Genomic DNA, 19,600 nt, shown 5'->3' on the forward strand with positions numbered 1-19,600 from the left:
GGGGTTCGGGGGTTCGGGGGTTCGGGGGTTCGGGGGTTCGGGGGTTCGGGGGTTCGGGGGTTACGGGGTTATGGGTTTGGGGTTTGGGGTTTGGGGTTTGGGGTTTGGGGTTTGGGGTTTGGGGTTTGGGGTTTGGAGTTACGGCGTTACAGGGTTACGGGGTTACGGGGTTACGGGGTTACGGGGTTACGGGGTTACGGGGTTACGGGGTTACGGGGTTTCCGGGGTTTCCGGGGTTTCCGGGGTTTCCGGGGTTTCCGGGGTTTCCGGACTTTCCGGATGCTTTCCGGGCTTTCCGGGCTTTCCGTGCTTTCCGTGCTTTCCGGGCTTTCCGGGCTTTCCGGGCTTTCCGGGCCTTCCGGGCTTCCGGGCTTACCTCCCAAGCCGTTCCACGCTTGCCCCCTTTCCCACTTTCGGGCTCCGGACTTTCCAGTTGCAGGAGGTGCCCGGCTTTCCAGGCTTACCTCCCAGGCAGTTTCACGCTTGCCCATTTCCCAGTTTCGGGCTTCCGGACTTTCAGTTGCCGGAGGTACCAGCCTTACCGGGCTTACCGAGCTTACCTCCCGGCCGTCCCACGCTTCCCCCTCCCGTATATTCAGGCCTCCAAGTTTGCCAGACTTGCCGCTCTTTCCGGGTTTACCACGCTTGCTCCACTTCTAGTCCACTGGTGCTTACCATTATCACGTTTAGCAGGTTTCCCCTTCCCTGAGCACCCTCACCTTATCCTAGTATCGCAAACGAACAGCCATCCCCCCATTCGCATCTTCCACAAACAGCAAAAAGCCGGCCATCCGGCCGGCTTCCAATACATCTTAATTCCACGCTACGTCCTGCTCCACGAGCAGCTTCTTAAGCGCCTCAACCGCCGTCACGAACAGCTCCGGCCCGCTGTAGCCCTGGAACGTCTCCGCCGCCGACAAGTGCGGCTCCAAGGACATGAAGCCCGCATAGCCGCGCTGCTTCAGCTCCCGGACAAGCTCGCGAAGCTCTCCATCCCCTTCGCCCGCAGGGACGACTTTTCCGCTGCCCATCATCGCATCCTTGATATGGATGTAATCAACGTAAGGGGCAAGCAGCGGATACGCTTCCGTCATCGGCCGAACGCCGCATTGGACGAAGTTGGCCGGGTCGAACGCGCCGCGCAGATGCGGAGAATCGCATGCTTGCAAAATATCAAGGCACCGCTCGCCGACATCGCCGTATATGTCCTTCTCGTTCTCATGCAGCAACTGGGCGCCTTCCTGCTCGGCAATCCGGGTCAGCTGCTTCATCCGGTCCAGTACGACCTCACGGTAGTCGCCGGCGTCGTGTCCTTCAGGGATGAAGAACGAAAAGATGCGAATATAAGGAGCTTCAAAAGCTCGAGACAATTCGATGGCGCGCCGGAAGCGGATCAAGTGCGGCTCGAAATCGTCGGTCACCGAGATTTTGCCAATCGGCGACCCGATGGAGGAGATCCGAAATCCCCGCTCATCGAGCCGTTTTTTGATCTGCGCGACCTCCTCGTCCGACAAATCCAGCACATTTTTCCCCCATACTCCGCGAAGCTCTATATGCGAGATGCCGACGGAAGCCATGACGTCCAGCTGAAGCTCCAAATCGGGTGAGATTTCATCGGCAAAGCCGGTCAGTGTAATCATATCGATTGCTCCTGTCTTCTCTTATTGATAGTCTTTCGCTTTTTTAACCAGCTCGTCGAAAGCGGCTTCCGGCGTCGTTTTGCCGAACATCACCTTTTCTCCGATGTCCTTGTAATCTTTCGCCGTGAAATTGCTCCAGCCCTTCGCCCCTGGATTGAACGGCTGCGCATCAGGCGACACGTTCTTGATAAGCTCGATTTGCAGTTTATCGCTCGGAGTCAGTTTAGGCGTCATATAATCGAGAATTTTTTTGGAGACGGGAACACCTCTCGTTGTACCTAGAATGTCGGCCGCTTCCTGATCGTTGACGAACCAGTCGATGAATTTCTTGGATTCTTCAACATATTTGGAATCTGCGCTCACCGACCAGAACATGGAAGGCTTCAGCCAGCCGCTGGATTGCACGCCTTTCGGCTGCGTAACGAGCGTATACGTACCCGGCTTCACGCCGTCGTAGCCCGGGAATAGAGCGGCGAAGCTGCGTTTCATCAGAACCGTATCGTTGTTCATCAAATCCAGCTTGGCATCGGACTCTTTGTCCGTGCTTGCTACGTCCGGCGGAGGTACGACGCCTTCTTTTCTCAGGTCCGAATACATTTTCACATAGTTGAGCCATGTTTCTTTATCGAAATTGAACTTGCCGTCAACCGTAATCGGGTACCCTTTGCCCTGACTGATCTGGTATGCCGAATATACGGTGTAATCCGATGTGGAGTCCATCAGCGCGTACTTGTCTTTGCCGAGCTTCGCTTTCGCGTCTCTGCCGAATTGGAAATACTGATCCCATGTCCAGCCGTTGGCGGGAGGAGTGACGCCGAGCTTATCGACCGCATTTTTGTTGAATACCATGCCGGTGGCGTTATTGCCTAATGGAATCGCATACAATTTATCTTTGTATTTGCCGGAGTCGAGCAGCGATTTGTCGATATCCGTAGTAGCGACGCCTTTGGACAAGTCCGCGAGCTGGTTGCGTCCCGCATATTCGAACAGCCATGCAGGGTCCATCTGGATGATGTCGGGAGCATTCTTCGCGGCAGCCTGCGTAGCTAGCTTATCCGCATACCCGTCGAAACCGCTGAATTCCGGCTCGAACGTGACGTTAGGGTGTTTCTTGGTGTAGGCGTCCAGCGCTTTCAGCGTGGCGTCGTGCCGGGCCTGCGAGCCCCACCAGACGATTCTCAGCTTCACCGGCTTGTCTCCGCCGCCCGCCGCCGGGCTGGCTTCGCCGCCGCTCTGTTTTGTTCCCGAACCGCATGCCGCCATGCTCACTGCCGTTAAGGCAGCCAAGGACAGCAGCCCCCATGTACGTATCTGCTTATTCATATGAACTAACCCCTTCCTGTATTCAGTGCGTGCCCTGATAAATTCATTATAGTAAGGACGGGGATTCAGAAAAATGAGAGTAATGAACACATTTCTATCACTATTCATCACAACGTTTTTTTGCCGATCTCGCTCGGATTCATCCCGTAATACTTTTTGAAGAGTGAACTGAAATAAGGCACGTTCTTGTACCCTACCTTTTCTGATATTTCATAAATCATGGATTTTCCTTCCAGCAGCAAGGCTTTGGCCTTCTCCATACGCACGCGGATCACGTAGTTGGTGAACGTTTCGCCCGTCGCTTTCTTGAATATCTGATTCAAATAATTGCGGGACAAGTACAGCTGCTTGGACAAATCCTCCAGATTGATTTCCTCGGAGTAGCGGCTATGGGCATAATCGATCATGAAATCGACGGCGTCCTTATGCCGGGAATTCTCGTTCCAGCCGCGGCTCGAGCCGATCACGCGGATTTTGTCCTGCAGCCACTGTTTGAAATCGTCGATCGTAGCGATCTTGCCGATCTCCTGCGCTACCGGACTATCCGGGAACAGCTCGTCGAGCACGATACCGGCCGTGTGCAGCGCGTAGGCAAAAATCGTCCACAGCTCCGAGCATAAATACTGCAAATAAGCCGGAGTAATGGCCGGCATCTCGCGCAGCTGCTGCACATAGCCGTCGATGATGGAGCGCGTCGCCTCTTCCCTGGAGTAGACGATAGCTTCCGCCAGCTCCTGATAAAACTTAACCGGGCGTATGGCAATTTCCTCTCCTGCCGCCAATGTAGCGGAGTCGCCCTGGTTCGTAATCGTCTGCCGCAGCAAATCGAGGAAGGCTTCCTCCGTCGAGTTGGAAATTTGCTTCCAGTCCGTTTTGATACTGCCGATGCCAATCCGAATTTCAAGCTGGAGATATTTTCGGATGAAATGGACGATGCTGTCCCCTATCGCTTGCAGCTTGTGCACTGCTTCCTCCAGTGACAGCCCTTGCGTCATATGGAATACAATCGCCGCATGGTGGCTGTGCAGCTCGACCAGCTCCGATTCCGGCCACTGCTCGGCCAGCAGCTCGCGAATAATGTTCGCTTGCGCAAAACGGAACAAATTCCAATCCGTCAGCGTCACGTTCGAGATGCGGACCGTATTCGTCAGCTCGATCCCCATAACCGCGTGGCTTCGCTGCTGCCAGTAAGCTTTGCCGGACAGCTTCAGGCTTTCGTCCGCCACCGCTTTGTCGAACGTGCCTGTTACGACGGATTTCAGCCACTCCTTCTGCACGAAGGGCTCGTACATCATCAGCCGCCGCCTGACCTCTTCCTGCTCCAGCTTCTGCAGCTCCTTCGCTTCCAGCTCCTTGATGACGCGCTCCAGCACCGTGCGCAGCTCCTCCAGCGTCACCGGCTTGGACAAATAATCACTCACCTGCAGACGAAGCGCCTGACGGGCATATTGAAAATCCGAATAGCCGCTCAGAATGACGATTTCCCCGGAATACCGCTCCTCCCTAAGCTGCTCGATCATCTCCAGGCCGTTCATGACCGGCATATAGATGTCGGTGATGACGATATCCGGATTCGTCTCCTTAATGACAGCCAAGCCTTCCTTGCCGTCCATTGCTTCGCCTACCCATTGGGCTTCCAGCTGCTCCCACGGGATGGACCGCTTCATCCCCTCCAGCACTTGAAAATCATCGTCAATAATTAGGACTCTCCACATCGAACCTCTCCTCCGCCTCCTGTTTATTATGAATCTCCGGCAACCGGATGACCGCGACCGTTCCTTGCGACTGCTCCAATTCTTCCCTATTATAAAGCTCCACACCGTAAGGCGCCCCGAAGTAGGCGGCTATCCGTTCCTTGACGTTTCTAAAGCCGTAGCCACCGGTCTTCCGCGGCTTCCGCTTATCCCAATCCGGGTCTATGCCCTTGCCGTTGTCGATTATACGGAATTCGATCTCCCGATCATGACCTTGCATTTCGATGACGATCTCCCCGCTCCGTCTCCCATGGAACCCATGAATGACCGCATTTTCGACGAATGGCTGCAGCGTCAGCCTGGGGATATACAGATCGAGCAATGCCTCGTCGGTCTTGATGGTATAGGATAAACGGTCGCCCCAGCGAATTTGCTGAATTTGCAAATAGCTTTCCACATGGCTGATTTCGTCCCGTATCGGGATCACCGTCTCGCCGTTCGAGAGGCCGATCCGGAACATTTTGCCCATGAGCGACACCATCTTGCTAATTTTCTCCTGTCCGGATTCAATGGCCATCCAGTTCAGCTGATCGAGCGTATTGTATAAAAAATGCGGATTGATCATCGCCTGCAGCGCCTGTATTTCCGCTTCACGCTGCCGCTTGTGCTGTTCCTTCAAAGAAAGTAGCAGCTCGTCGATCCGCTCCATTTGCCTGCGGTAGCCATGGAACAGCGTGCCGAATTCATTGGTGTAATCCGTCGGCAGCATACCCGCCGGCCTGCTGGCAGGCAGCCTCCCCATAATCGAGACCAGCTGCCGGATCGGCTTCGTAAACTGCCGTGACAAAAATAAAGTAAAGAAGGATGCGATAAAGATCGCCGACAAGCCGATGGTCACCAAAATAAACGCCAGCTTCACGCTGCCGCGGACAATCGAATTCCACGGAGTTGCTTCGATGAGTACCCAGTCGGACCGCGTTTTGTTCCAGACCAGGAGCGAATCCTCGCGTCCCGCCGCCGCAGGAAGTCGAATGCTTCCCGAGCTGTCCGGCATGCTCCGGATCCGGTTCAATTCCTCGCCGCTTAGCTTGACTCCGCCAATTGAGGATATCGTCTTGCCTCCTGCATCCAGCAGCAGCCGGCTTCTGCCGTCGGTTCCACCCCGTATTAAGCTCTCAATCGCGGAGGCCTTCACATTAAGCACCAGCATGCCGTAATATTTGCCGGAATTGTTATATACCTTTCGCGCAAAGCCGATGAATTTCTGCGGGCCTGTATTCGTAGCCAGCGTATGCTCGGCAATCCAGGTAAAATCGTTATTCTGGATTTCCGGGAACCAGCTTTCGCCTGTGACCTGCCGAATATCCCTGAATTGTACAGGCGCCTGGGAATCGGTCAAATCGGGATTTTCCATATACAAATAAATCGAGTGCACCATGGTCGTGCTGTACGTAATATTGGCGAGCATATTGAGCAAATCCTTTTTCCTCCGCAGCCGTTCGAAGGAGTCCTTCTCCAGCGGATCGAAGCCTACCGTATCGATATTCCGCGATGCCGCAAGCGACATCTGCTCAATCGACCTCAGCTGAATATCCAGCTGCTTGTTCAATTCGTTCAGCAAATCCTGCTGATAATAGGATGTATTGTTCACCAGCTCCCGGGACGTAATATGATAGCTGATCCACGTAAATACCAGCAGCAGCACGGCAATACACGCGGCAAAGCTGCCAAAGAACAGCCGGTCGATACGCGTACGCTTAAACAGATTCGGCATCGTTGTCCATTCCCCCTCGCCATCCCCCGTAAATCGGTTACAAAACAGCAAAAGCAGGAAAAAAGCTGCCTGATACGTACGCAGCTTTTTCCAACTTCTTCATATCGTTAACCCCGCATTCGGGCTTATGTTCAGCCTTATTCTACCCTTTCACCGCACCGGAAGCAATGCCGTCCACAAAATGGCGCTGCGCCATGAAAAAGATAATAAGAGAAGGAATTACCGAGACGAGCGACATCGCCAGCAGCTGCCCCCAAGGCAGTGCGGATTGGCTGTCGACGAACAGCTTCAATGCCAGTCCTACCGTATACTTATCGATGGAGTTGATGTACAGCAGGTGACCGAAGAAGTCGTCCCAATTCCACAGGAAACAATAGATCATGACCGTCACAAGCGCAGGCTTCGTCAGAGGGAGCACAATTCTCCAGTAGATGCCAAACCAGCTGCAGCCGTCCATTTTGGCCGATTCATCGAGCTCCTTCGGGATGGCTCTAATAAACTGTACCAGCAGGAAGATGAAGAACGGTCCTCCGACGCCCCCGGCGAGCAGGTGAGGCACATAAAACGGCAAGTACGAATTGACCCAGCCCCAAGCATTAAACATGATGTATTGAGGAACGAGAGTCACCTGCGTCGGCAGCATCAGCGTAACCATTAGAATGGAAAACCAGAAGTTTCTTAACGGAAAATCCAGTCTGGCAAAGCCGAACGCAACCAGGCTGCACGACAGCACCGAAGTAATAATGACGCCCAAGATCAGCTCGAACGTATTGATATAAAAATGCGTGAACGTATACTTGGGGATCGCCGTCCAGCCGTCGGTGAAATTGCTCCACAGCCACGTCGTCGGGAACAGAGAAGGCGAGCTCATCTCATCGTTCGATTTGAATGCCGCTCCAACCCACCATAATATAGGATAGATCATAACCAGGCTGAACAGAGTCATCAGCACGTGGGTGCGAATCGATCGCTTCGTAGTTGTATTCATCTTTTCCGGCTCCCTTCCGTCTCATAGAACACCCAGTATTTAGAGGAGGCAAAAATCAGCGCGGTAGCTATACCGATAATGACCAGCAAAATCCATGCCAGCGCGGAAGCGTAGCCCATGTCATAGCGCGCAAACGCCCGATCGTATAAGTACAGAGCATACATATAAGTGGAATTTACCGGACCGCCTTTGGTTATGATAAAAGCTTGCGTGAACATCTGGAACGATCCGATCGTCTGCAGCACCAGATTGAAGAGCAGAACCGGGGAAAGCATCGGCAATGTAATTTGGAAAAACTGCCTTACCTTCGATGCGCCGTCCACCGAGGACGCCTCATACAGCTCGGTTGGCACTTGCTTCAGTCCCGCCAGGAAAATGACCATCGAGGAGCCGAACTGCCAGGCGACAAGCAAAATCAAGGTGCCGAGAGCCGTTCCCGGACTGCTGATCCAGCTGATGCCCTGAATGCCGAATACATTTAACAGCTTATTGATAAACCCGTCGATGCCGAAAATATTTTTCCACAGCACCGCTACGGCAATACTGCTGCCGATCAAGGACGGCAAATAAATGAGCGTTCTATAGATCGAGATGCCTTTGATCTTCTTGTTCAGCAGCATGGCCACCATCAAGGCGCTGAACAGCTTCAGCGGCACCGACAGAACGACGAAAAGCAGCGTTACCTTCAGCGACTGGCGGAACGTATCGTCATCCTGGAAAATGCGCTCATAGTTTCGCAAGCCGATCCACTCGGGGGTATCGAGCAGCGTAAACTTCGTAAAGGAGTAGTACATGGACTGAAACATTGGCCATAATGTGAGCAGAAATAAGCCCAGCAGCCACGGAGATATGAACAGATATCCAGCAAGCGGAGATTCCCATCGGCCTTTGAGGGAAAAGGAAAAGGTCCGTTTGCGGGCGGCTTTTTTCGCAGAAAGCGTTGTCGATTGTGTACTCATGGTAGCCCACCTTTTCTTAAAGAGTTTCCTTGTTCTTACTCAAAGTATAAAAGAAGGGGCAATTCTCTAAAATGAGGGGAATGAACACTTCTTTTTCACAATCGAACAAGAAACGATTCACCAAAAGTGAAGACAACCATAGAGTCGCTTCTAAGAAAATCAGCTTTTGCATCATGTCCCGGACAACAAAAAAGGCTACCGGCCTATAGCCGGTAACCTGCTGCGTACAACCAATTGCACTGCTTTGCGTAGGAGTGTATATGTATCGTCCTACTACAGACGTCTTTTTCCTACAATAAACTTCTTGTTCCCCTTTTTCTTCACTACGGGCACATGCTTGTAGCTTCGGACCATCGCGCCTTTGCACAACGGGCAGGCCGGTTTCGCCTCCGTTACGAATTCGCTGCGGATCCACGCTTTGCAGCTCGTTTCCTTGCATTTCCAAATCTCGACCTGCTGCAGCTCTTGCTCCTGAGCGGGCTGCTCGGTCAGTTCCCGTGCTTGTTCATCTGAAGTCGTCGTTTGCATTTTGAACCTGTTCTCCCTGTATCGTTCATTTTATAGACTCTTTATTATTATACAGAAGAGCGAGTTTATCAACCCCTGAATGCAAATTTTAACCGCGAACTTTTTGTGTCTGCAATCCGATCCACAACGACTTGTTGCGGTACTCCTCCTCTTGCCCCAATTCTCTCCCGAACCAGGACGGCGCTTCGAAGGATTGCGCAGCCGCTTCATCGTCAAATTCCACTTCTACAACCGTCAGCTCGATCTGTTTGTACTCGTCGATTTCGTAGATGAAGCCGTCCTGCTCTACCTTCGTGCGGATCTTTTCCAGAGGAACGAGCCCGGTATTGCCCAACAGCTGGCGGTAAATGCGTTCGGATATGGCGTACTCGATCTCCTCTCTTATCATTCCATGACCCGCCTTGAACGTATGCGTGAAGGAGGAATTTCCCTCGTTATCGACTAGCTCGCGCACACGGATCTCCTGATCCTCGGAAAAAGCCAAATAGGTCTGATAAATCCGTTTTTGCGATAGAAGCTTGATCTCATTGCTCTCTATCAGCGTCTCCGGATACCCGGGCAGCAAAAATTTTCTCTCGATCTCTTTTCCCATCGTCTCATTAACTCCTCTCGCGTCCTTTCGCGACCCTTCAGGCCGGACAACCTCTATCCGGTATTATAATAACACAACTAGTGTGCTCATCGTCCAACAAACCGGTTCAAGCGCAATCTGACTCTGTCCTCACCCATGACCTGCATGACGTCGTACAAATCCGGTGTAAAGGCGCTATGTGTCAAAGCCGCTCTCAATACCATGGCCACATCCCCTACATGCCCTTGGTAGCTGTCGGGGCTTTTCTTGAAACTCTTCATGTCTTTGGCGAAGCCTACCTGTTCTGCCGTATGCTTCATCTTCTCGAACCAGCTGTCCCTGTCGTCTTTGTAATCCCAGGTTTCCATATAAAGCTCCACGATCCGTTTGGCACGAGGCAATCCGGCATTAGGCGGCAGGATCGTCTCCGCGCGGGCTCCGCCGCTCTCGAACAAGCCGTCGAAGAAATAGCCGGACACCGGTCGCACGTCCGACCACCGGGACAAATCTTTTCTCGGCTTGGCGCCGCCCCGTCCGATATTGAATACTCGCTTCGCATAATCAGGGTCATCCGATAAGTGCCGGTACAGCTTATCGTCGTACTCCTTCGCCCAATCGAGACATTGCGCGTAGACGCCGTCCGCCGTCATGCGGCTAATCACGTCCTTGCTGATGTCCGTGAGCTTATGCATATCGAACAACGGCCCGCCGGCGCTCATTCGGCTCGTTTCGAGGAGGAAATGCTGGTAAGGCTCGTCGGGATGAGCGCTTCTCCACTCTTCATAATTCGAATTCGCCAGCGTCATGAAATATTCGGAAATCGTGTCACCGGGGAAGCCTTGCTGCTGATAATACAAAACGGCTGCATCCGGATCCTTTCTTTTGCTGAACTTGCGCTTCGAGGCTCCGTCCATTTTCATGATCGGCGCAAGATGCCCGTATGCCGGCGCAGGCAGCCCGAGCACTTCGAACAGCTGCACATGAACCGGCAGCGAGGACAACCATTCGTCCCCCCTTATGACGTGCGTCGTTCCCATCAAATAATCATCTACCGCATGGGCAAAATGATACGTGGGTATGCCGTCCGATTTCATGAGGACGATATCCTGGACGTTCTCCGGCATCGATAGCTCTCCTTTGATCAGATCCGTAATCCGGATTTTCCGATCCGCGGAGCCGGGCGACTTCAAACGAATGACATACGGCTTTCCAGCGTCCAGCTGCTCTTGAACCTTCTCGGGAGCAGCGTGGCGGTACACCGCCCAGTCTCCGTAATAGCCGGTAGGCTCATTTCGCCTCCCTTGAGCCTCCCGGATCGCGTTAAGCTCCTCTGCGTCGCAAAAGCAGGGGTATGCTAGCCCCTCTGCCACCAGCCGCTTAAGAAATACATGATAGATAGAAGCTCTTGCGCTCTGTTTGTACGGACCATACCGTCCGCTCTCCCCATCCGAGTGGGTTATCCCTTCGTCCCGCCGGATGCCGAAATAGTCCAGAGCGGAAATAATGCCGTCGATACTCCCTTTCACCTCGCGCTTGCGGTCCGTATCTTCGATTCGGAGGAAAAAGACGCCGCCGCTTTGGTGGGCAAGCCGCTCGGAAATAAAGGTTGCATACAGTCCTCCAATGGTGAGAAAGCCGGTAGGACTCGGAGCGAACCGGGTTACTTTCGCCGCCGCTGCAAGCTCTCTTCTTGGGTATTGCGCAATGACGTCCTGCGGCAGCAGCGTCACATTAGGGAATAACCGGTCCGCCAGCTGTTGATCATACGTCATAACTTCCACTTCCTTTCATCATTTTTTCGGCCACGGAACCATTCCCGCGCTGCGATGCAATACAAAAAAGCCTTCCGTCCTATCCAAGGACGAAAGGCCAGTGCTTCCGCGGTACCACCTGCTTTGGTTTTGCAACCCACTCACAGCGCCTATTGCATTACAAAAAAGCGCTCTTCTATAACGGGAAGACCCGCCGGACTTACTCCCTCTTTCAGTCCGATGCTCCGAGGCTTCTGTTCGCCAGGATCGAATACCCAATTTCCACCGTCATGGGCTCTCTGTCATTCGGCCGCCTGCCTACTGTTCCTCTTCATCGCCGTTTGTACGATATAAAAATTATCAACACGATATCATATCGGGTCGTTCAAGTCAATACGCATCCGCTGCTGCCTGACCATAAGATGACAAAGCGGCTCTTTGTGGTATTCTATACATAGCCGCTGATTACGATGCTAGAGGGAGAGACTGCGCCATGAAAATTTATATTGTCATATCGCTGCAAGAGGAACAAATGGATAACGTATACGTCACCACCGACGAGGAGAAAGCATTATCGCTCAAGACGGACGATTTCGAGGATTGCGATGCTTTATTTGTGGAAGTATGGGAGGACGGTTCGAAAATCGACGACTACAGGCTGCAATAGCCGGGTCGTTTTTTTTATTGCGCGGATTAGACGACTCCGAAGTGGGCATAGTAAGGTCGCCAGTTTATTTCCGACAAAGCTCATATGATTAATATTAATTAATGCGATCAGGAAGCAGGGTGCCTTATGGAAAACGATAAAAAGTGGGATCTGATCTCCATCGCCTCCATCCCGCTAATCATGACTCTCGGTAACTCGATGCTCATTCCCGTCCTTCCCGCCATTCGCAGCAAGCTTGGGGTATCGTCCCTTCAAGTCAGCCTGCTGATCACCGTCTACTCCGCCGTGGCGATCGTGCTTATCCCGCTCGCAGGCTACTTGTCCGACCGATGGAGCCGCAAGACGGTCATCATTCCAAGCCTTCTTATTACAGGGATCGGGGGCTTAATCTCCGGGCTTGCCGCGTGGAAAATGACGGATTCGTACACGGTCATCCTGCTCGGCCGCGCCCTTCAAGGCATCGGGGCCGCCGGCGCGTTCCCCATTGTACTGCCGCTGGTCGGGGATTTGTTCAAGCAGGAAAGCGATGTGAGCAGCGGTCTCGGTGTTGTGGAAACGGCCAATACGTTCGGTAAAGTGCTCAGTCCCATCCTCGGCTCGGCGCTGGCTTTCATCGTCTGGTATTTGCCGTTTTTGGCTATCCCGGTTTTTTGCGCGGTCTCGATGCTGCTCGTCCTGTTCCTGGTGAAAACACCGCCGAAGGAGGGGGACGCGCCGCCTGCATCCTTCAGCAGCTTTCTAGCTGGCGTCCGCAGCATATTCAAACAGAAGGGCCGCTGGCTATACGCCATTTTCGCCGTCGGAGGTCTGTGCATGCTTGTTATCTTCGGAACCTTGTTTTACTTATCCGATGCGCTGGAGGAACAATTTCATATCGACGGAATCCTAAAAGGCTGCGTGCTCGCCATTCCGCTCGCCGTATTGTGCGTCAGCTCATTTGCCACGGGCAAAGCAATAGGCAAAAACAAGAAGCGGATGAAATGGATTACGTTCGCCGGCATTACGCTGCTGGCCTCCAGTATTCTGCTCTGCGGCATGGTTCATTCGTTGTATTTGGTGATTGCGCTGATGGCCTTCGCCGGGATGGGCATCGGGGCCGCCTTGCCCTGTCTCGATGCGATGATTACGGAGGGGATTGAGAAGCAGCAGCGGGGCACGATCACATCCATTTACAGCTCCATGCGGTTTATCGGCGTTGCCGCTGGTCCTCCGCTTGCTTCGGTTTTGATGAAAATGTCTGTATCCGTCATGTTCTATGTCATATCGGCTCTTTGCATGGCCGCCGCCATCGCAGCTTTGTTCGCCATCCGGCCGAAGAACGCCGAAGCCGCCGGCCTGACAGGCCTGCGAGGAAATATGGAGCCGCGGACCTAAGCTACTGCGCATCGTGAAAAATGATGCCAAGACTGTACCGCCGCCCTGAGGCAATCGTGCTGACGCCATGTCGCAGCGTCGTCCGGTAATAGCCGCGGGAACCTTGCACCGGGCGATTCCGCGTAGGGAAGATCAATGCTTCGCCCTGCGCCAGCGTGATGACATGGCCCCGCGACTGCATCCGCGGCCGCTGCTCGACGAGCAGCAGCTCGCCTCCCGTGAAATCGGTCATACTCCGGTTTAACACGAAGACGACCTGAAACGGGAAATACGACTCCCCGTACAAATCCTGGTGCAAGCAGTTAAATCCGCCGGCCTCGTACTTCAGCAGGAGCGGCGTCGGCTTGCTCTGCCCCTTGGCATGACATTGCTGCAAAAAGTCGGCGAGCCGCTCCGGATACGCCGGCTCCTCCCCGGACATGCCGAGCCAACGATTCGCCGCCTCGGCAAGCCGGGGATATAAGCCGTCGCGCAGCTGATCGACCGGCGCTGGCAGCGGGGCGGCAAAGTACTGGTACTCGCCTTTGCCGAAGCTGTGCCGTTCCATGACGATCCGGCTGCGGAACAAGGCCGGATCGTCGTACATTTGCATCAGCCGGCCGCACTCCTCCGGCGACAACAAGGCGGGAATCGTTGCGAAGCCCGATTCGTCCAAGGAGCGGTGGATCGCCGGCCAATTGAGTGCCGTGATCCGATCCTCTATCGCGAGCTGCTCCAACGGGATCATAATTGAATCCCCTCCAATCGCAGCAGCTCGGCCTTGACCTCCATCCCGCCGCGATAGCCGGTCAATGCCCCGTTCTTGCCGATGACCCTATGGCAAGGCACAACCATCAGCGCCGGATTCGCGCCAATCGCAGCCCCGACGGCACGCACCGCGTTCCCCTTGCCTATCGATTCCGCGATATCGGAATACGAGCAGGTCGCTCCACGCGGAATATCTAGCAGCGCGGTCCAGACCGACCGCTGGAACGGGGTGCCGTGCAAATCGAGCGGCAGCTCGAAATGCTTGCTGGCCCCCTGCAAATACTGCGTCAGCTCGTCGCTGTAGCGCTGCATTCGGTCATCGTCCCGGACTAATGTGCAGCCCGGATAATGCTTTTGCAGCCAATCGGCCATCATGCTGAACGGTCCGAACGGCGAGTTGACATAACAAAGCCCCTTTTCCGTTGCCGCTATATGCATCGTCCATGACCCGTTTTGAAACGGTGCCCAATAGATCGTATTACCGCTTTCCATATCCATCCCTCCGTTCTTGCGGCTTTGTCGCCGCTGCCATTCTGTAATCGGTCGGTGACAGTCCCGTCTTCTTCTGAAACACCGTAGCGAAATGCCCCGCATTCGGAATCCCTACGCTGGCAGCAATATCCGTCACGGCCTGATCGGTTTGTGCGAGCCGCTCCTTGGCCGCCTCCAGCCGGATTCGCTGCACATACTCGGCAGGGGTCATTCCCCGGACCCGCTTGAACGTGCGTTGAAGATGGTACGGGCTCGCGTGCAGCGAATCCGCGAGTACCTGAAGCGTCAGCTGCTCGGGGTAATGCCGCTCGATAAACTCGGAAATCTGAGCTACCCACTCCTGATCCGGCATCCGTTGACCGTCCGGCCTGCATCGTTTGCAAGGGCGGAATTTTTCGGCTAACGCTTGGTCGGCCGTTTGGAATATTTTCACATGCTCCTTGTTCGGATTTTTGGACTTGCAGGAAGGCCTGCAAAAGATCCCCGTCGTCATGACGCCGTAAAAAAAGGATCCGTCATAGGAGCTGTCGTTATGGATGATCGCATTCCATATCTCATCGTTCATTGCCTCTCACCTCCAAGCACAGTATACCCGTATTTGCAGCCGCAGCGTAAGGTGTTTAGAATAGGATAGCAAGATTACAAAAGCCGTCGGGATGAAACTATGTTACAACAAATAATAGATACAAACGATTGCTTCGAAATACGTCAATCACGGTAACGGTAATTTTCAACACCGTATTGCCGCTGCATGAAAAGGAGACCTTATGAGCGCAAACAGCCATCTTATCCCCCCTGACCGATGGGAAGATCATGAATCGAGCTTGACACTGTATCCGCCTTCGGGATTCAGTATTGAGCATACGCTCGGCTATTTGACCCGATCGTCTAACGAGTGCATGTTCCATGTTGAACACGGTTCCATTTACAAGCTGATCCAAGCCGGACAGAGTCTGGCTCTGGTCCAAGTATCCGGCGGTCCGGACGAAACGATCCGGATCCGTTTCATGGACGAAGCCGCAGCTCTGCAGCCCGGGGAGCGAGCAGCCGTAGCGGACTATGTGTGGGAATGGCTCGATCTCGGCGTCGATCTGGAGCCGTTCTATAAGCTGTCCGAGCAGGACCCGCTGTTGTCCGTCGTCGTTCCGCAGTTCCGAGGACTGCATATTGTCGGCATTCCCGATCTCTTCGAAGCGCTGAGCTGGGGCATCATCGGCCAGCAGATCAATCTCGCGTTCGCCTATACGCTGAAAAGACGATTCGTCGAAGCCTTCGGCCAATCGGTTGTCTGGAACGGCCGTGCCTATTGGCTGTTCCCGGAGCCTGAATCAATAGCTCGTCTATCCGTCAGCGATTTGACTCCGCTGCAATTCACCGGCAAAAAAGCCGAGTACATCATCGGCGTCGCAGAGAAAATATCCGAAGGCTCTTTGTCCAAGCAGCAGCTGCTCGACATCGGCGAGCCGAAGGCAATCGAGAAGGAGCTCGTGAGCATCCGCGGCATAGGACCGTGGACGGCGAATTACGTTCTGATGCGCTGCCTGAGAGCTCCGTCCGCTTTTCCCATCGCCGATGTAGGCTTGCATAACGCCGTGAAGCATGTATTGGGCCTGGAGACGAAGCCGTCCATCGAGCAGCTGAAGCAGTTTTCCGCCCCATGGGGAGAGTGGAAGGCTTACGCCACCTTTTATTTATGGAGAACGCTCTATTGACATAGATGGCGTCATCTGCCCGCCCGGCGGTTGACTATGAGCTTTCCGCCGGGGGCTGCTGCGGCATACTGCGGTACGGATTGTCGCGGATCATCCGTATGAGATTCGCTGCGGGTGCTTGCAGCGGCTCGTTTTTGCGCGTGCAGATAGCGATAGTATTGGTCATGCGGATGCCTTCGACATATACCCGGCACAGCACTCCCCGCTCTACATCGTCTCGCACGACAAGGGAGGACACGAAGTTCGCTCCGTATCCCGCTTTCACCGCCGTAATCGCTTCGTGCAGTCCGTTGAACTGCAGAGGAATGACAGGCGCCGCCGTGTTATAGATCCGGCACAAGGATAACAGCCGCTCCCTCGTGGAGCTGCCTACCTCTCTCATGACGAAGGGCTCCTTCATCATTTCGGCCAATGATACATGCCGCTCCGCATAGCGGTGGCCTGGCGCCACCACGAACCACAGCTCGTCTTGAAACAGCTCTTCGGTCTCAATCGTGTCCGGGTATTCCTCGGCAATACCTCCATAGATGGCTATATCGACGTCCGCTTGCAGCAGCTGCTTCATCGCATCGCTGGAATTGGTCGTTGTAATAATCATCTCCACCTTCTCATACTGCTGCTTGAACTTGGCGATCCAGGCCGGGATGAGGAAATGTGCCGGCAAGTATGTCGCAGCCAAACGAATGCTGCCGTTCAAGCCGTTGCGGTAGTCCTCCGCGAACTGCTCGATTCTTTGTTCTACGGCAAATAGCCTATCGGCTAGTATCGCAATTTCTTCTCCCGCATCCGTTAGCGCGATTCCTCTTCCTTGCGGCTTAAGCAGAGGAAGCATCAGTTCCTTTTCAAACTTCTTGATTTGAGCGGTAATTGCCGGCTGGCTGATATTCAACAGCTCCGACGCTCGCGTTACGCTTCCGGTCGAGGCAATCACATGGAATAACCGCAGAGCATGCAGGTTCACTTTTACCCCTTCTCCTTCGCAAAGTCATATACAAAATATATAAATATGAATTTATTATATATTATATTTATCATTTTGACTCCTTTATACTGAACCTGTAAGCACAAAACAAAGAAGGAGCTGGAACGGATGCATCCAACTACGTGGGAAAAGGTCGATCGTTATATCGAGGAGCGTCTCATACCGTATGACCCTGTATTGGAAAAAGCGCTGGCAGCCAATCAACAAGCAAGCTTGCCGCCCTATGACGTAACGCCGGGCCAAGGGAAGCTGCTGCATTTGTTTGCCCGAATGATGGGAGCCCGGCGGATTTTGGAGATCGGTACGTTAGGCGGATACAGTACCATCTGGTTGGCGAGAGCACTGCCGCAGGACGGCGTGTTGATCACGCTGGAGCTGGAGGAGCTGCATGCACGGGTAGCACGGGCTAACATCGCTTCGGCACAGCTGGAGGACAAAGTGGACGTTCGGATCGGCAGCGCGCTGGATCAGCTGGCCATGCTGGAGGCGGAGGGCGTCGAACCGTTCGACCTCATCTTTATCGATGCCGACAAGCCTAACAATCCGGGTTACCTGCAATGGGCACTCAAATTGTCCCGCCCCGGGACAGTTATTATCGGCGATAACGTCATCCGTGAAGGAGAGGTCACCAATAAGCTTACCCAGGACGCACGCGTTCAAGGCGTACAGAGGTTTTTCGAGCTCATGTCGGAGGAATCCCGAATCGAAGCTACGGCTATCCAAACCGTTGGGAGCAAAGGCTACGACGGCTTCTCCCTCGGCATCGTTACCGGTTAACTGAATTCTCGCTGTCCCGCGCCGGCCCTTGGAGCCGGCTTTTTCTTGTGCATAGTTTCCTATGGGAATGGAAAAATAAAACAGATGGCATGAACCCCACACAGCCGGGAGGGAGCTTTATGATCTACATTTATCATGATTTCGGAGGTACTCACACATGACCATAGGAGGAATGTTTTCAGAGGCTTTAAAAATCGACTTCATCAGAGTTCCTCTACTTGTATTGGGAGCTAAACAGACGTATCAAAATATCATAAACCTTGTCGATCATACAAGGAATGCAGCGCGAAACGCCTCTTCACCGCTGACATCGCTTCAAAACAAAGAGTAACGTCTTCTATATTTTGATGCCTCATCGGCTTATACTTGCCTCCGCTATCAATCAGCTCTTTGCCCCTCCATCATTACCGGGCCGTTGTCGCCTTCGGCTGCGCTTCCATCCATTATGATGCCGCTTCCTTTCGCGGCTTTTTTGTCGTTATCGCTTTAGGCGTCATTTCAACGTCGACCCCGCTCTCAAGCCAGTTACCTCAACGTAAGTGAGACACCTCAGAGTAACTAAATGAACTCTTTTTCAGCTCTTACCAAAAACCGCTATTATTTCTATAATAATTTATGGGTTGTGAAAAACCGCAACAACATACTATGGGAGGCGTTATACCAATGCAATATCGGAAACTGGGCAACAGCGGTCTAAAAGTCAGCGAAATCAGCTTGGGCAGCTGGCTCACATATGGCGGTTACGTAGATGACAATAATGCCGTCCGTTCTATCGAGCAAGCTTACGAATTGGGAGTCAACTTTTTCGATACCGCCAACATGTACGAGCGGGGCGAAGCGGAGAAGGTTATGGGCCAAGCGCTGTCCCAATATCCGCGGGAATCCTATGTGCTGGCAACGAAAGTATTCAATAAAATGGGCGAAGGACCGAACGACCGCGGCTTGTCGCGCAAACATATTATGGAGCAGTGCGATGCGAGCCTGAAGCGCCTTGGCGCCGATTACATCGACATTTACTACTGCCACCGTTATGACAAAGAAACTCCGCTTGAAGAGACGCTTCGCGCTCTGGACGATCTCGTAACCCAAGGCAAAGTGCTCTATATCGGCGTAAGCGAGTGGAGTCCGGCTCAAATCGTGGAAGCGTATGCCATTGCGGACAAGCTGCTGCTGGACAAAATCATCGTCAACCAGCCGGTGTACAACATGTTCAACCGCTACATCGAGAAGGAAATCATCCCTATCGGCAAGGAAAAAGGCTACGGCCAAGTCGTATTCTCGCCGTTGGCACAAGGCTTGCTGACCGGCAAATACCGTCTCGGCCAGCCGGTACCAGCCGACAGCCGCGCCGCCAGCAAAAACTGGGGCGAGAAGCAGCTGAACGAAACGAATCTGACCAAGGTTGAGGGCATTTCCAGAATCGCCGACGAGCTTGGCATCAAAGTATCCCAGCTCGCGATCGCATGGATTCTCCGCCAAGACAACGTAGCCAGCGCTCTTGTAGGCGCAAGCCGTCCGGAGCAGGTCGTTGAGAACTGTGCAGCCAGCGGCATCAAGCTGTCCGACGATGTGCTGAATGCCATCGAGGAGATTTTGAAGGGCTAATCTCACTTCACCAACA

The 19,600-nt window shown here is 53.6% G+C and carries 19 protein-coding genes and 1 other annotated feature; of the genes, 6 read left to right on the forward strand and 13 right to left on the reverse strand.

Annotation, left to right across the window (positions count from 1 at the left end):
* Positions 1-812: 812 nt before the first annotated feature.
* The 9 genes from ACFQ88_RS38260 to ACFQ88_RS38300 all read right to left on the reverse strand — a co-directional run bounded on the left by ACFQ88_RS38260 (position 813) and on the right by ACFQ88_RS38300 (position 11,249).
* Positions 813-1,640 carry a sugar phosphate isomerase/epimerase family protein gene (locus tag ACFQ88_RS38260; RefSeq protein WP_379463035.1) on the reverse strand — a complete coding sequence of 276 codons (828 nt, stop codon included), beginning with the start codon at positions 1,638-1,640 and terminating at the stop codon, positions 813-815.
* Positions 1,641-1,661: 21 nt separating this feature from the next.
* Positions 1,662-2,963, reverse strand: a complete 1,302-nt coding sequence (locus ACFQ88_RS38265; RefSeq protein WP_379463037.1) for an ABC transporter substrate-binding protein — start codon at positions 2,961-2,963, stop codon at positions 1,662-1,664.
* 107 nt (positions 2,964-3,070) lie between these two features.
* Positions 3,071-4,678 carry a response regulator gene (locus ACFQ88_RS38270; protein WP_379463039.1) on the reverse strand — a complete coding sequence of 536 codons (1,608 nt, stop codon included), beginning with the start codon at positions 4,676-4,678 and terminating at the stop codon, positions 3,071-3,073.
* Positions 4,656-6,431: a cache domain-containing sensor histidine kinase gene (locus ACFQ88_RS38275; protein WP_379463041.1), complete on the reverse strand. Its 1,776-nt coding sequence runs from the start codon at positions 6,429-6,431 to the stop codon at positions 4,656-4,658. The genes ACFQ88_RS38270 and ACFQ88_RS38275 overlap by 23 nt, the downstream gene beginning before the upstream one ends.
* Positions 6,432-6,573: 142 nt before the next feature.
* Positions 6,574-7,419 (reverse strand): carbohydrate ABC transporter permease, encoded by an 846-nt coding sequence (locus ACFQ88_RS38280; protein ID WP_239628152.1) that lies wholly within the window; start codon positions 7,417-7,419, stop codon positions 6,574-6,576.
* Positions 7,416-8,378 carry a carbohydrate ABC transporter permease gene (locus ACFQ88_RS38285; RefSeq protein WP_239628153.1) on the reverse strand — a complete coding sequence of 321 codons (963 nt, stop codon included), beginning with the start codon at positions 8,376-8,378 and terminating at the stop codon, positions 7,416-7,418. The genes ACFQ88_RS38280 and ACFQ88_RS38285 overlap by 4 nt, the downstream gene beginning before the upstream one ends.
* A 273-nt stretch (positions 8,379-8,651) precedes the next feature.
* Positions 8,652-8,906, reverse strand: coding sequence for a cold-inducible protein YdjO-related protein (locus ACFQ88_RS38290; RefSeq protein WP_239628154.1), 255 nt, complete (start codon positions 8,904-8,906; stop codon positions 8,652-8,654).
* An 88-nt stretch (positions 8,907-8,994) separates the two neighbouring features.
* On the reverse strand, positions 8,995-9,498 hold the full coding sequence (locus ACFQ88_RS38295; RefSeq protein WP_379463044.1) for a CYTH domain-containing protein: 504 nt from the start codon (positions 9,496-9,498) through the stop codon (positions 8,995-8,997).
* 86 nt (positions 9,499-9,584) lie between these two features.
* Positions 9,585-11,249: a glutamate--tRNA ligase gene (locus tag ACFQ88_RS38300; protein ID WP_379463046.1), complete on the reverse strand. Its 1,665-nt coding sequence runs from the start codon at positions 11,247-11,249 to the stop codon at positions 9,585-9,587.
* Between the two features lie 82 nt (positions 11,250-11,331).
* Positions 11,332-11,572 (reverse strand) — a binding site (T-box leader).
* A gap of 149 nt (positions 11,573-11,721) precedes the next feature.
* Between ACFQ88_RS38300 and ACFQ88_RS38305 the strand changes: the two genes are divergently transcribed.
* Positions 11,722-11,895 (forward strand): hypothetical protein, encoded by a 174-nt coding sequence (locus ACFQ88_RS38305; RefSeq protein ID WP_379463048.1) that lies wholly within the window; start codon positions 11,722-11,724, stop codon positions 11,893-11,895.
* A 126-nt stretch (positions 11,896-12,021) separates the two neighbouring features.
* A complete protein-coding gene (bcbE, locus tag ACFQ88_RS38310) occupies positions 12,022-13,269 on the forward strand; it encodes a bacillibactin exporter BcbE (RefSeq protein WP_379463050.1) in 1,248 nt (415 codons plus the stop codon).
* A gap of 1 nt (position 13,270) precedes the next feature.
* Here bcbE and ACFQ88_RS38315 read toward each other — a convergent pair whose 3' ends face one another.
* From ACFQ88_RS38315 to ACFQ88_RS38325, 3 genes are read right to left on the reverse strand one after another with little or no spacing between them, the layout of a single operon-like run.
* The gene (locus ACFQ88_RS38315; protein ID WP_379463052.1) at positions 13,271-13,996 is read right to left on the reverse strand and encodes a 2OG-Fe(II) oxygenase; all 726 of its coding nucleotides are present in this window, start codon (positions 13,994-13,996) and stop codon (positions 13,271-13,273) included.
* Positions 13,993-14,508 (reverse strand): methylated-DNA--[protein]-cysteine S-methyltransferase, encoded by a 516-nt coding sequence (locus ACFQ88_RS38320; protein WP_379463054.1) that lies wholly within the window; start codon positions 14,506-14,508, stop codon positions 13,993-13,995. The genes ACFQ88_RS38315 and ACFQ88_RS38320 overlap by 4 nt, the downstream gene beginning before the upstream one ends.
* Positions 14,495-15,073 (reverse strand): bifunctional transcriptional activator/DNA repair enzyme AdaA, encoded by a 579-nt coding sequence (locus ACFQ88_RS38325; RefSeq protein WP_379463056.1) that lies wholly within the window; start codon positions 15,071-15,073, stop codon positions 14,495-14,497. The genes ACFQ88_RS38320 and ACFQ88_RS38325 overlap by 14 nt, the downstream gene beginning before the upstream one ends.
* Before the next feature lie 202 nt (positions 15,074-15,275).
* Between ACFQ88_RS38325 and ACFQ88_RS38330 the strand changes: the two genes are divergently transcribed.
* Positions 15,276-16,220 (forward strand): DNA-3-methyladenine glycosylase family protein, encoded by a 945-nt coding sequence (locus tag ACFQ88_RS38330; RefSeq protein ID WP_239628175.1) that lies wholly within the window; start codon positions 15,276-15,278, stop codon positions 16,218-16,220.
* 34 nt (positions 16,221-16,254) lie between these two features.
* Here the strand turns inward: ACFQ88_RS38330 and ACFQ88_RS38335 are convergent, their stop codons facing one another.
* Positions 16,255-17,181: a LysR family transcriptional regulator gene (locus tag ACFQ88_RS38335; protein WP_379463058.1), complete on the reverse strand. Its 927-nt coding sequence runs from the start codon at positions 17,179-17,181 to the stop codon at positions 16,255-16,257.
* 129 nt (positions 17,182-17,310) lie between these two features.
* Here ACFQ88_RS38335 and ACFQ88_RS38340 point away from each other — a divergent pair, with 129 nt between their 5' ends.
* The 3 genes from ACFQ88_RS38340 (at position 17,311) to ACFQ88_RS38350 (ending at position 19,584) form a co-directional block, all read left to right on the forward strand.
* Positions 17,311-17,979 (forward strand): O-methyltransferase, encoded by a 669-nt coding sequence (locus ACFQ88_RS38340; RefSeq protein WP_239628180.1) that lies wholly within the window; start codon positions 17,311-17,313, stop codon positions 17,977-17,979.
* Positions 17,980-18,136: 157 nt separating this feature from the next.
* The gene (locus tag ACFQ88_RS38345) at positions 18,137-18,310 is read left to right on the forward strand and encodes a DUF3189 family protein (protein ID WP_379463061.1); all 174 of its coding nucleotides are present in this window, start codon (positions 18,137-18,139) and stop codon (positions 18,308-18,310) included.
* A 332-nt stretch (positions 18,311-18,642) separates the two neighbouring features.
* A complete protein-coding gene (locus ACFQ88_RS38350; protein ID WP_239628182.1) occupies positions 18,643-19,584 on the forward strand; it encodes an aldo/keto reductase family protein in 942 nt (313 codons plus the stop codon).
* Positions 19,585-19,600 lie beyond the last annotated feature (16 nt).

Origin of the sequence: Paenibacillus sp. NPDC056579 (assembly GCF_042793215.1) — a bacterium.
In the GTDB taxonomy this organism is placed as follows: domain Bacteria; phylum Bacillota; class Bacilli; order Paenibacillales; family NBRC-103111; genus Paenibacillus_S.